Origin of the sequence: Stenotrophomonas hibiscicola ATCC 19867, from assembly GCF_000382065.1 — a bacterium.
Lineage (GTDB): Bacteria > Pseudomonadota > Gammaproteobacteria > Xanthomonadales > Xanthomonadaceae > Stenotrophomonas > Stenotrophomonas hibiscicola.
The window spans coordinates 458,333-470,410 of record NZ_KB907499.1 but is presented as its reverse complement, the minus strand read 5'-3'; the positions used below and the strand labels follow the sequence as shown (position 1 = coordinate 470,410).

Genomic DNA, 12,078 nt, shown 5'->3' with positions numbered 1-12,078 from the left:
GCAGGCGTGGCAACGTCTCCCCCGTCGTCCACGCCTGCCTGCGGCTCAGGTCTTCTAACGGTGCACGCGATGAACGCTCAATTCCTGCCTCTTTCCATGAAGACGGAAACCACACTCAGCGTGTACGGCCAGCTCGGCAACCATGCCGTGGTACGCATTCCCGGGCGGCGCCTGCCAGGCCTGATCCTGCAGGCCGATACCGTGGCCGGGTTCCTTGCCCAGCTGCAGGAGGCCCAGGCCTGCCTGCGCAGCGGCCGCGCGCAGCGTACCGATGCGGAGCTGGACATGCTGATCGACGTGCTGCAGCAGTGGTATGCGTTGATCGAATCTCGTCTGGCCGACGCCGGCGAGGCGCTGTAGACGACAAAAGGGGACGGAGGGGATTAAGTCGTTTCCGGCACGACACGGGCATGTGCGACTTAATCCCCTCCGTCCCATTTTTCTACGCGTGGCCGCGGACCAGCCAGCAGGCGGCATCCACGCGTACGCGGTCGTTCTCGACGAACGGTGCGAATGCGGCCAGTGCTCGGGCCAGCAGAGAATCGGCGCGTTCCTTCGGCATCGTGCGCAACGCCAGGCCCAACGGGCCCACTTGGCCGACATAGGTAGGCAGGTCCTCGCGGGCGAGCGAGCAGGGCAGGTCTACCGCAACAACCTCCACGTCATTCCAGCCGGCGGCCTGCAGCAGATGCTGCACGCGCTCGCCGTCGGCAAAGGCGAACTGGCCCGGTTCGCCCGGTACGCGGGGCGGAAGATCCAGGGCATCGCCGATGGCGTGCTCGGCGGTGGTCATGAACGGATTTTCCCCGGCGCCGCGCCAGGCGAGGAAACGCAGGCCGGCACCCGGTCGCGCCGCGCGGCGCAGGTTGACGAAGGCGGCCTCGGTATCTTCGAAGAACATCACGCCCAACCGAGATTGGATCCAGTCGAAGTGCGCGGTGGGCAACGGATGCTGCTGTGCGTCGGCGACGATGAAGTCTGCGTCCAGCCCTGCCGCCTCGGCGCGTTGACGGGCCAGCGCCAGCATCGGCGCGGAGATGTCCAGGCCGGTGCAGTGCGCCGACGGGCGTGCGGCGGCTGATGCCAGCAGGCTGGCCCCGGTACCGCAGCCGATGTCGAGCAGTTGCGTGACGGTTTCCGGAAGTTCGGCCACGAGCAGGTCGGCCATCGGCTGGAACAGGCCATCGAGAAGGGCCTGCTGCGCAACCCAGACCTGGCCGCCAGGGCCGTTCCACAGGGCGTTCTGATCAAGGGGGGGTGTGCTGGCCATGGCCTTGCCTCGGTGGGTAGTTGCCCATAGGTTGGCGCTTGAAGGTCACTTGAGGTCAAGCCCGTGCGCGAACTGGATATTGGCGAGGTGGTCAAGCGCAGCGGCGTGCCGGCCTCGACCCTGCGCTACTACGAACAACTTGGGCTGCTGCAGGCACTGGGCCGTCGCGGCCTGCGCCGGCAGTACGACGAGCAGGTGCTGGAACGGCTCGCGTTGATCGGCCTCGGCCAGGCGGCCGGTCTGTCGCTGCAGCAGATCGGGGCATCGCTGCCACTGCAGCGCGGGTGCATCTCCCTGGACCGGGAGGCCCTGCTGGCGCAGGCCGATGTGCTGCAGCGGCAGATCACCCGGCTGCAACGGGTGCGCCGGCACCTGCAACGCGCGGCGGCCTGCCCGCAGGCGGAGGACGCTCGGAAGTGCGGTTCGTTCCAGAAACTGCTGCGTGCGCAGCAGCGCATGGCGGGTCGGTGAGAGAAGCATCCACGCATGGCGTGGATCTACTTCACCACGACCTCGGTAGATCCACGCCATGCGTGGATGGAATCAATCGCGGGTACTGACTTCCCAGGTGGCATGCAGCACGCCCGGCACGTGCTCCATCCGCGCCAGCACCACGTCCAGCTCATCGGCACTCACGGCAGTACTGACCAGCACCGCGATCACATCGGTTGGTGCATCGGCATGCTCGACCACCTGCACATCACCGACCGGGTACTGCGCTGCTTCCAGCGCATCGACCAACCGCTCACGCACCCGTGGTACGGCTTCGGCATCCACGCTCAGGCGCACCTCGTAGGTGGCTTCCGTGGCGGCTTCGTTGATCGGGATGCGGTTGATCGCATTCACCAGCGGCCGCAGCAGGGTATTGCCGGCGATGATCAGCACGGTCAGCAGCACGCCTTCGGCCAACATGTCCGCGCCGGTGCAGCTGCCCACCGCCGCCGAGCACCACAGGGTGGCGGCGGTGTTCAGGCCGCGCACGTTCATGCCTTCCTTCATGATCACGCCCGCGCCGAGGAAGCCGACGCCGGAGACCACGTAGGAGATCACCCGCACCGCCTCGGCACTGCCGGCGATGCGCATGCCGAGGTCGACGAAGGCGGCGGCGCCTACGGCCACCAGCACATTGGTGCGCAGGCCGGCGGTGCGTTGCCGGTACTGGCGCTCGGCGCCGATCAGCGTGCCCAGCACGAAGGCGGCCAGCAGGCTGACCACGGTGTCGGCGAAGGGACCGGCCTGGAAGGTCTCAATGAAGCGCATGGCCGGAGTCTACCCGGTCGAGGTGACAGTAGATCCACGCCATGCGTGGATTTCCAGCGGTCCACGCCACGCGTGGTTAGTCAGCGTGCCAGAAACGACTTAATCCCCTCCGTCCCCTTTTTGCGGGGTCAGTCGGTGTCCTCGACGCGCTCGCCCATCAGTTCGCGCTGGCGCTTGTCCAGTTCCTCGGCGTAGCGCTTGCGGACGAAGGCTTCAGAGACCACGCCCAGGACCTGGCCGTCGGCGGCGACCACGGCCAGTTCATCGGCCTGGGTCTGGTCGAAGCGCTGCATCACGCTGACCACGTCCGCGGCCGGTGACAGTGACACGTCACGGTTCTCGGCCAGCTCGCCGATCATGGTCTCCGGCTTCACGCCGTCGCCGTAGACGCGCGGAATCTGCACGATGCCTGCGTAATGGCCTTCGCTGTCGATCAGGATCACCCGGCTGCCCGAGCCCAGCGGGAAGCGCTGGCGGAACGCGGCGGCATCGAGATCGGCCGGAGTAGTGGCCACGCCCTTGCGCATCAGCCGGCCGGCGTTGAGGTTCTGCACCCAGCCCACGTCGCGGGCGCTCTTGATGGTCTCGCCGCGCAGGTGCATGCGCCAGGTCGAGAACGAGTAGCCGAACCACTGCCGCACCAGCGTGCTGGACACCAGTACCGCGCTCATCACCACGCTGGTCAGCAGGAAATCGTGCGTGCCTTCCAGCACCAGCATGGCCATGGTCATCGGCGCGCCAACGACGGCAGCAGCCAGCGCGGCCATGCCGGCCAGCGCGGCCGAGGTGGCGTCGATCACCGGAACGCCGGTGGCCATGCCCAGCAGTCCGGCGAACAGCGCGCCGACCAGGGTGCCCATGAACAGCGAGGCGAAGAACAGGCCGCCACGGAAGCCGAAGCCGAGCGAGATGCCCGAGGCCAGGCACTTCAGGGTCAGCAGGCCGCCGATCCAGATCAACGGCAGGTGCGTGGTCAGGTCCAGGTGCAGCGCGCCATGGCCGGACGACAGCACCTGCGGACTGGCCAGGGCCAGCGGGATCAGCAGCAGGCCACCCACCACCGGGCGGCCCCACAGTGGCAACGGGCTGCGCTTGACCCTCCCTTCAATGGACGCGATCAGGCGCATGATGACAATGCCGACCATCGCGCAGCAGCAGCCCAGCAGTCCGTAAATGGCGTAGTCGGCGGCGCGTACGTCTATGGTCGAAGCGGCGGGCAGCAGGTAAGCCTCGATGCCGGCCTGATCGGCCACGAACGCACCGGCCAGTGCGGCCACGGCCACCGGCGCCAGTGCGGCCGGCGTGTAGGCGCCGATGACGATCTCGAAGGCGTAGAACGCACCGGCCAGCGGCGCACCAAACGCAGCGGCGATGGCACCGGCGGCACCGGCACCGACCAGGATGCGCACGTCGTTGCGACGCAGGCGCATCACCCGGCCCAGCTGCGAGCCGCTGCCCGCGCCCATCTGCGTATACGAAGCCTCAAGGCCGACCGACGCGCCGCAGCCGTTGGACAGCAGGGTCTGGGTCAGCACGATCAGGTTGTCGCGCATCGACATGCGGCCGCCGTGCAGCGCATTGGCTTCCACCGCATCGAGCAGTGGCCGTTTCAGTCGCGTCGCCGCCAGGCTGACCAGGCCGACCAGCAGTCCGCCCAGTGGCAGCACCAGTAGCGCGGTCCAGGTCAGCGAGGGCAGGGAGCTCAGCCGCATGCCGTCGTCCAGCCCATACAACGTGCCCTGCAGCCAGCGCGCGATGCCCGACTGCAGCAGGGTCAGGTAGCCGGCGATCAGGCCAACCAGCAGCGCCAGCGCGATGAACCACAGGTCGCTGCCGCGCAGCCGCAGGCGCAGGCCCTGGAAGGCCAGATGCAGGCGCGATGGCGAAACGGGCGAAGACATGGTGGCGGCATGATACGCCGCCACCGTGAGCGCCACCGTCACCGCATCGGGCGGCTACCGGCTCAGAAGCGGTAGCGGCCCTTTACGTAGAAGGTGCGCGGCGCGGCCACCATGCGGCCTGCGTTGCCATCGACGTTGCGGGTGTACCAGCGCTTGTCGGCCAGGTTGTTCACGCCCAGCGCGATCTCGCTGTTACCCGGCCCCGGCACCTGCCAGGCCACTTGGGCATTCCACAGGCGTACGCCCGGCACGCGTCCCACGCGCGCGTCAGCGCTCTCGGCCCAGGTGTTGGCAGCGTCGGAGAACTGGCCGCTCTGGTGGGTGCTGGAGACGTTGAAGGTCCAGCCGGCCAGCGCGTAGCGGGCGCCGATGCTGTCGGTGTCGCGCGAGTAGAACGGCACGTCCAGGCCACGGTTGTCGCCGGACTGCTGGATCGCCTTGGTCCAGGTGTAGTTGGCGTACAGCTCGAGCCCGGCCAGCGCGCCGTCCTCGGCGAAGTGGTACTCCAGTGCGCTCTCCACACCCTTGTGGTCGGTGGCACCGATGTTCTGGAAGGTGGGCGGGGTGATGCCCGGCACCTGCAGGATCTGGTTGTCGAAGCGCATCTTGAACACGGTCACTTCCGCGCGCAGTGCCCCATCCTGCCAGCGTGCGCCCAGCTCGGTGGTCTTGGCCACTTCCGGGTTCAGCGGATTGCTGGCGGTCTGCGAATTGAGCTGGATGTTCTGTACCGGTCCGAACGAGGTGGTGTAGTTGCCGAACACGGTCAGCTGCGGAGTCAGCAGGTAGGCGATGTTGATCGAGGGCAGGGCCTTGTCGTTGCGGCTGCTGAAGGTCGCCGTGCCTCCGGCCTGGCGGCGGTCCATGTCGATCCATTCCATGCGCACGCCCGGCGTGATCCGCCACTGGCCGATCGCAATGCGGTCGTCGATGTAGAAGGCGTGCGCGTCGGTGGCGTTGTCGAAGCGGGTGGTGGCGCTGGCCGTGCCGGTGCGGCGGGCGACGGTGTAGCTGCGGTCGTTGCCGCGCTCGCGCAGGAAGCGGTAGCCGGCGGTGATGTCATGCACCGCGCTGCCCCAGTGCAGGCGCTGGGTATAGCGCGGCTCGATGCCAAGCACGCGGTAGTCGCGCGGCTGCACGGTCAACTGGGTGTTGGCGGCGTTGATCAGCGAGCTGGCACGGGTGCTCTCGTTGTAATAGGCCAGCACCTCGAACTCGCTGTTGGCCGACAGCGTGTTGGTGTAGCCCAGGTCGATGCCGGTGCGGTGGCCCTTCCAGAAATCGGTCGGTCGGGTGTTCTGGAACGGATCGGCCTCGTACTGCGCACGGGTCAGGCCGCCCGGGGTCAGCGAGCGTACGTCGTAGTAGGACAGCTTGGCACGCAGCTCCTGCTGTTCGTCGATAGCGTAGGCGAACTTCAGCGCGAGATCGTTGAAGCGGTCATCGCTGCCCTGGCGCCAGCCGCGGCCGTCCTGGCCGGAGTAGAGCAGGGCGGCGCCCAAGCCGTTGTCGCCGGTGCCGCCGAGGAAGGCGTTGTACTGGGCGCTGTCGCCGCCGCCATGGTCGTAGGCGGTGTAGCGCACGCCGGCTTCGCCGTGCAGGCCGGCCTCGGTGGGAATGGCGCGGGTGCTGAAGTTGATGATGCCACCGACGTTCTGCGGCCCGTAGCGCACCGCGCCGCCGCCGCGCACCACGTCGATCGACTCGATGTTGGACAGGCTGGTCGGCGCGAACGACAGCTGTGGCTGGCCATACGGCGCCACCGCCAGCGGCACGCCGTCCAACAGTACGGTCGAGCGCGGCGAGTAGCGCCCGGTGAGGCCGCGCACGCCGATGTTCAGCGACACCGAGCTGCCGGCCGTGCCGGAGTTGTCGGTGACCTGCACGCCGGGGATGCGGCGCATGGCATCGCCGATGCTGGCCGCGCCGCTGGCCTCGATGCGCTGGCGGTCGACCACGGTGCGCGCGCCGGCAAAGCGCTTGACGCTGTCATGCAGGCCGGTACCCAGCCAGCTGCCGGCGACCTGGATGCTGTCCAGCGTGGTGGCGCCGTCCTGGGCGAAGGCACGGGTGGTCGGGAGCAGGCACAGGGCGAGGGCGGCGGCCAGGGGCAGGCGGGCCGGTTGCAGGGCGAGGATGGGCATCGGTGCAGGCTGTGGAAGGTCGTAAATGAGAATTATTGCTGATTCCGTTGTGCAAGGGAATGCGCTGCCGGTTCATGCCGATGCCCCGGTGGTAAAGTGCGCGACTGCTTTCCTGACCGCCGAGATCTGCCATGTCCCAAGCTGCCTTCTACCCCGTCGGAACCCCTGGCCAGCCGTGGGGCGCAGCGGAACGGGAGGTGTGGCGTGGCCGCCAGCAGCGCCTGCGTCGCTATGACGAGGAGGTGCTGCCCCGCATCGAGGCGCTGGCTTCGCGCTTCGACAAGGTGGCCTATGGCCAGCTCGACTACGCTGGCGAGACCTACACTCTGTTCGCCCTGCGCAGCCGCGATTGGAACCCGGCGCTGCCGGCTGCCCTGGTTACCGGTGGCGTGCACGGTTATGAGACCAGCGGCGTGATGGGCGCGCTGGAATTCCTCGAAAAGCACGCCGCCGACTACGCCGGCAAGGCCAATCTGCTGGTGACACCGTGCGTGAATCCGTGGGGCTTCGAGCGCATCAACCGCTGGAACTTCGATGCGATCGACCCGAACCGCAATTTCCGCGCCGACGGCCCGGCCCGCGAATCGACCGCTGTCATCGAACTGATCGCGCCGATCAAGGACCAGTTCGTGCTGCACATCGACCTGCACGAAACCACCGACAGCGACGAGAGCGAGTTCCGCCCGGCGCTGGCCGCGCGTGACGGCAAGCCGTTCGAGCCGGGCCTGATTCCCGATGGCTTCTACTTGGTGGACGACAGCGAGAACCCGCAGGCGGCGTTCCAGCAGGCAGTCATCGCCGCGGTGGAGAAGGTCACCCACATCGCGCCGGCCGACGACAAGGGCGAGATCATCGGTTCGCCGGTGGTGGCCCACGGCGTGATCGAGTATCCGCTGGTGAAGCTGGGCCTGTGTGCCGGCATCACCGGTGCGACCTACACCACCACCACCGAGGTCTACCCGGACAGCCCGCGGGCGACCCCGCAGCAGTGCAACGACGCCCAGGTGGCAGCGGTGTGCGCGGCGCTGGATTACGCGCTCGCCCATCGTTGATGAAAAAAGGGGACGGAGGGGATTAAGTCGTTTGCGGCACAAACGACTTAATCCCCTCCGTCCCCTTTTTCGGTTCACCCCAACGCGTCGGCCCACCACAGCGCCGCTGGCCCCGGCGGCGTATCGCGGCGCCACAGCAGGTCGCTGTGGATGCGTCGTGGCCAGCCGGGCAGAGTCAGTTCCACCAGTTGCCCGCGGTCGTAGCGCTGCACCAATGCGCGGGGCAGCTCGGCCCAGCCGATGCCATCCTCGGCCATCTCCATCACCATCAGGTAGTCGGTGGCGGTCCACGCCAGCCCGGTAACCGCCCGCGCATGGTCGACCTCCGCGCTCAATCGCACCTGCCGGTACCGTGCCAGCTGGGAAGCTGCGCGACGGCCGGCGTCGGCCAGCGCATGGTCGCGCGCCACATACACCGACAGTTCGCTGTGATGGGCCAACGGCCGTGCCACCAGACCATCCGGGTAGCTTTCCTGGCGCGGCAGCAGGCCCAGCGCGGCGCGACCACTGCCGACCAGTTCCAGCACGTCTTCGCCTTCGGCATCCAGCCATTCCAGTTCGATCTCGGGGAACGCTTCGGCAAAGCGCTGCAACACGCGCTGCTCCGGATCGAGCTGATACACGTCGGAGAACACCACGGTCAGCCGCGCTTCGACCGGGGCGGCCAGCCGCACGCTCAACTGCTGCAGGCGGGTATCGGCGGCGAGGATTTCCTGGGCATGGACGAGCACCTGGTGCCCGGCTTCGGTCAGCTGCGGGTAGCGTCCACTGCGGTCGAACAGGCTGACGCCCAGGTCCGCCTCCAGGTGGGCGATGGCGGTGCTGACCGTTGATTGGGTCTTGCGCAGGCGACGCGCCGCCGCCGAGAACGATCCGAGCGCGGCCGCTTCGACGAACGCCTGCAGGGATTCAGGGGAATAGGGCATTGATCCATCGCTCCTATCGATGGTATCCATTTTGAATCGACCGTAAAAGGCGATGATACTGTCCGCCGTCGCCCCTGTCTGCGGGGCATCCACGCATGGCGTGGATCTACTGAGGGCGGGGCGCTGTCCGCGTCCCGCAAGGAGTTTCACATGTCCCGTACTGTTCCCGCCCGTGGCGCGCTGGTCGCCTGGGCCTGCCTGACCGTGGCGATCGTTGCCGAAGTGGTCGGCACCTCGTTCATGGCCCATGCAGCCCGCGATGGTGGCTGGACCGGCTACCTGATCATGGCCGGCGCGTTGGCGCTGTCCTATTACTTCCTGGCCCTGTCGGTCCGCCGCATCGCGGTCGGTGTCGCCTATGCGGTGTGGGAAGGCCTGGGCCTGACCCTGCTGACCGTGGTCGGCCTCACCGTGTTTGGCGAGAGTCTGTCGCTGCAGCAGCTGGCCGGCCTCGTGCTGGCGGTGGTCGGCATCGTCTGTGTCACCCTCGGGGAGGCGCACTGATGAATACCCTGGCCCTGTTTTTCGTGATCTGTTCTGCGCTGATCGACGTTGCCGCCAACATGATGGTCGCCAAGTCGGAGGGCTTCCGCCGCTGGCGCTGGGCCGTCGGCGCGGTCGTCATGGTCTGGATCGCCTTCGCCCTGCTGGGCCAGGCGGTGCGCTACATGGACCTGGCCACCGCCTATGCGATGTGGGGAGCGATCGGCGTGATCGGCACCGCCACTTGCGGCCGCCTGCTGTTCGGCAACCGCCTGCGGCCGATCGGCTGGGTTGGCATCGCCCTGGTCACGGCGGCGGTACTGCTGCTCAGCACCGCCAAGTAGCAGCACGCCTTGTCGCAAGCTGGGCGGCGATTGTGCAGCGATTTGCGAAGTCGCCCCTGCTCATCGACACTGCGGTTTTCCACATGGAGTGCCCGCATGTTCAGCCACATCACCGTAGGAACGAACGACATGGAGGCCGCGCGTCGCTTCTACGACGCCCTGTTCGCCGCGATGGGGGCACGTGCGGGCGTATTCGACGAGAAGGGACGGCTGCTGTACTTCAAGGATGGGCGGATGTTCGGTGTAACCGCGCCGATCGATGGGCAGCCAGCGTGCCATGCCAACGGTGGCACCATCGGTTTCAGTCTGGGCAGTGCAGAGGCCGTGCGTGCCTGGCAGGAAGCTGGCGTGGCTCACGGTGGTACCGCCATCGAAGATTCCCCCGGCGTCCGCAACATGTCCGGTCGGCAGGTGTTCCTGGCCTATCTGCGTGACCCGGATGGCAACAAGCTGTGTGCGGTCCATGTGATGTCGTGATTGGACAGGACGCGCGTGGCCGCGATGCACGCGGTCCGCGCGCGGCTGCGCTCGCAGGCACGCTCCTGCGCGCGCGTGATAACACGGAATGGTGGGCCGGGCCTGTGACCACAGGCCGCAACTTCATGCTCTGTCCACTGCGGTTCAGCCACAATCGGTCGGCTAACCCTTTGATCTACCGGAGAACGCCGCCCCATGGATGTACTGGAGCCGCAACAATCCCCGGTGCGCACCCTTCGGCCTGTGTTCGCCTTCGCGGCGATCGTTGTCGTGGCGTTCGCGCTGTTCGTCAGCCTGTTCCCGCTGGGGGCAGGCCGCCTTCTGCTGAAGGCACAGGACTGGGCCGCTCTCAACGTCGGCTGGTATTACCTGCTGGCGATGACCCTGTACCTGGTGTTCGTGGTCGGCGTGGCGCTGTCCAAGTACGGTGGCATCAAGCTCGGTGCCGACCATGACGAACCGGAGTTCAGTTACCTCTCCTGGGCCGGCATGCTGTTCGCGGCGGGCATCAGCATCACGCTGTTCTTCTTCTGCGTTTCCGAACCGCTGACCCACTACCTGCAGCCGCCGCAGGGCGATCCGGCCGCGGGCGAGGCCGGTGCGCGCCAGGCCATGCAGCTGCTGTTCCTGCATTGGGGCCTGCATGGCTGGGGTGTGTTCGCGCTGGCGGCGATGGCGATGGCCTACTTCGCCTACCGCCACAACCTGCCGCTGGCGCTGCGCTCGGCGCTGTACCCGCTGATTGGCAAGCGCATCAACGGCCCGATCGGCTACACCGTGGACGCGCTGGGCATCGTCGCCACCGTGTTCGGCATCGGCGCCGACATGGGCTTCGGGGTGCTGCACCTCAATGCCGGGCTGGCGCACCTGTTCAACATCCCGCATTCCAACCTGGTGCAGATCATCCTGGTGGTGGCCATGATGGGCGCGGCGGTGGCGGTGGCCGTGTCCGGCGTCGAGAAAGGCGTGCGCTGGATGGCCAACATCAACATGCTGCTGGCGATCGCGCTGGTGCTGTTCATGCTGTGCGCCGGCCCCACCCAGTACCTGCTCAGCACCTTGATGCAGAACCTGGGCGACTACCTCGGCAGCGTGGTCGGCAAGAGTTTCGATGTGTATGCCTACGGCGGCCGACCGGAATGGCTGGGCGGCTGGACGGTGTTCTACTGGGCCTGGTGGATCGGCTGGGCGCCCTTTGTCGGGCTGTTCATTGCACGTATCTCGCGCGGCCGCACCATCCGCGAATTCGTGTTCGGCGTGCTGCTGATCCCGCTGGGTTTCACCCTGGCGTGGCTGTCGATCTTCGGCAACAGCGCGCTGGACCAGGTGCTGCACCACGGCCAGCAACAGTTGGCGCAGCTGGCGGTGGATGATCCACCGACCGTGCTGTATGCGCTGCTGGACGGCTACCCCTGGAGCCGCGCGGTGATCACGGTGACAGTGCTGGTCAGCTTCATCTTCTTCGTGACCTCGGCCGACTCGGGGGCGGTGGTGTTGTCCACGCTGTCCTCGCACGGCGGTGCGCCGGAGGATGATGGTCCGCGTTGGCTGCGCGTGTTCTGGGGCACGGTGATCGCGGTGCTGACCGCCGGGTTGCTGCTGGCCGGCAGCATCGATGCGCTGAAGTCGGCGGTGGTGCTGGCGTCGTTGCCGTTCTCGGCGATCCTGTTGTTGATGATGTGGGGGCTGACCCGCGCCTTCAGTGACGAGTCGCACCGCAAGCGCGCGCTGCAGTACCGGCCGTCGCCGTTGATCGGAGACGATCGCCACCACCGGGGCTGGCGCCAGCGCCTGAGCCAGGCCATGCACTTCCCGGTGCGCGACCAGGTCTACCGCTTCATGGATGACACGGTGAAGCCGGCGATGGAGGCGGTGGCCGAGCAGCTGCGCGGGCAGGCCTGGGACGTGGCCACGCGCTTCGAGGCCGGCGACATGGAGTTGACGGTGAACCACGGCGAGCAGCAGGACTTCCTGTACCGGGTGATCCTGAGCGGCTACCTGACCCCGTCGTTTGCCGCGCAGCAGCTGCGCAACCAGCGCTACTACCGCGCCGAGGTGCACCTGTTCGAAGGCAGCCAGGATTACGACCTGGTGGGATACAGCCGAAAGCAGATCATCAACGACATCATCAGCCAGTACGAACGGCACCTGCAGTTCCTGCACCTGAGCCGTTGATGCGGTGGGTGCGGACCGTTGGTCCGCACCCCCCTGTAGAGCCGAG

Annotated in this window: 12 protein-coding genes; 7 read left to right on the top strand and 5 right to left on the bottom strand. The window is 67.3% G+C overall.

The genetic code is table 11. The annotated features are described in order from the left end of the window. Positions 1–69: 69 nt before the first annotated feature. The gene (locus G370_RS0107015; RefSeq protein ID WP_019659952.1) at positions 70–360 is read left to right on the top strand and encodes a DUF6959 family protein; all 291 of its coding nucleotides are present in this window, start codon (positions 70–72) and stop codon (positions 358–360) included. A gap of 82 nt (positions 361–442) precedes the next feature. On the opposite strand, the gene G370_RS0107010 is transcribed toward G370_RS0107015, so the two are convergent. Beyond that, positions 443–1,270 (bottom strand): class I SAM-dependent methyltransferase, encoded by an 828-nt coding sequence (locus tag G370_RS0107010; protein WP_019659951.1) that lies wholly within the window; start codon positions 1,268–1,270, stop codon positions 443–445. A gap of 63 nt (positions 1,271–1,333) precedes the next feature. On the opposite strand from G370_RS0107010, the gene G370_RS0107005 reads away from it, so the two are divergent. Beyond that, entirely contained in the window at positions 1,334–1,741 is a 408-nt protein-coding gene (locus G370_RS0107005; RefSeq protein WP_019659950.1) for a MerR family transcriptional regulator, read from the top strand. Between the two features lie 72 nt (positions 1,742–1,813). Here G370_RS0107005 and G370_RS0107000 read toward each other — a convergent pair whose 3' ends face one another. The 3 genes from G370_RS0107000 to G370_RS0106990 all read right to left on the bottom strand — a co-directional run bounded on the left by G370_RS0107000 (position 1,814) and on the right by G370_RS0106990 (position 6,575). Further along, positions 1,814–2,530, bottom strand: coding sequence for an MgtC/SapB family protein (locus G370_RS0107000; protein WP_005409984.1), 717 nt, complete (start codon positions 2,528–2,530; stop codon positions 1,814–1,816). Between the two features lie 128 nt (positions 2,531–2,658). Then, positions 2,659–4,431, bottom strand: a complete 1,773-nt coding sequence (locus G370_RS0106995; RefSeq protein ID WP_050563258.1) for a chloride channel protein — start codon at positions 4,429–4,431, stop codon at positions 2,659–2,661. A 62-nt stretch (positions 4,432–4,493) separates the two neighbouring features. After that, a complete protein-coding gene (locus G370_RS0106990) occupies positions 4,494–6,575 on the bottom strand; it encodes a TonB-dependent receptor family protein (protein ID WP_019659948.1) in 2,082 nt (693 codons plus the stop codon). Positions 6,576–6,706: 131 nt separating this feature from the next. Here G370_RS0106990 and G370_RS0106985 point away from each other — a divergent pair, with 131 nt between their 5' ends. Beyond that, positions 6,707–7,627 (top strand): M14 family metallopeptidase, encoded by a 921-nt coding sequence (locus G370_RS0106985; protein ID WP_019659947.1) that lies wholly within the window; start codon positions 6,707–6,709, stop codon positions 7,625–7,627. 74 nt (positions 7,628–7,701) lie between these two features. Here G370_RS0106985 and G370_RS0106980 read toward each other — a convergent pair whose 3' ends face one another. Then, on the bottom strand, positions 7,702–8,553 hold the full coding sequence (locus tag G370_RS0106980; protein WP_019659946.1) for a LysR family transcriptional regulator: 852 nt from the start codon (positions 8,551–8,553) through the stop codon (positions 7,702–7,704). Positions 8,554–8,703: 150 nt separating this feature from the next. Here G370_RS0106980 and G370_RS0106975 point away from each other — a divergent pair, with 150 nt between their 5' ends. The 4 genes from G370_RS0106975 to betT all read left to right on the top strand — a co-directional run bounded on the left by G370_RS0106975 (position 8,704) and on the right by betT (position 12,032). Next, positions 8,704–9,057: an SMR family transporter gene (locus G370_RS0106975; RefSeq protein WP_019659945.1), complete on the top strand. Its 354-nt coding sequence runs from the start codon at positions 8,704–8,706 to the stop codon at positions 9,055–9,057. Beyond that, positions 9,057–9,380 carry a DMT family transporter gene (locus G370_RS0106970; RefSeq protein WP_019659944.1) on the top strand — a complete coding sequence of 108 codons (324 nt, stop codon included), beginning with the start codon at positions 9,057–9,059 and terminating at the stop codon, positions 9,378–9,380. The genes G370_RS0106975 and G370_RS0106970 overlap by 1 nt, the downstream gene beginning before the upstream one ends. Before the next feature lie 96 nt (positions 9,381–9,476). Beyond that, the gene (locus G370_RS0106965; protein ID WP_019659943.1) at positions 9,477–9,857 is read left to right on the top strand and encodes a VOC family protein; all 381 of its coding nucleotides are present in this window, start codon (positions 9,477–9,479) and stop codon (positions 9,855–9,857) included. 195 nt (positions 9,858–10,052) lie between these two features. After that, the gene (gene betT / locus G370_RS0106960) at positions 10,053–12,032 is read left to right on the top strand and encodes a choline BCCT transporter BetT (protein ID WP_019659942.1); all 1,980 of its coding nucleotides are present in this window, start codon (positions 10,053–10,055) and stop codon (positions 12,030–12,032) included. Positions 12,033–12,078 lie beyond the last annotated feature (46 nt).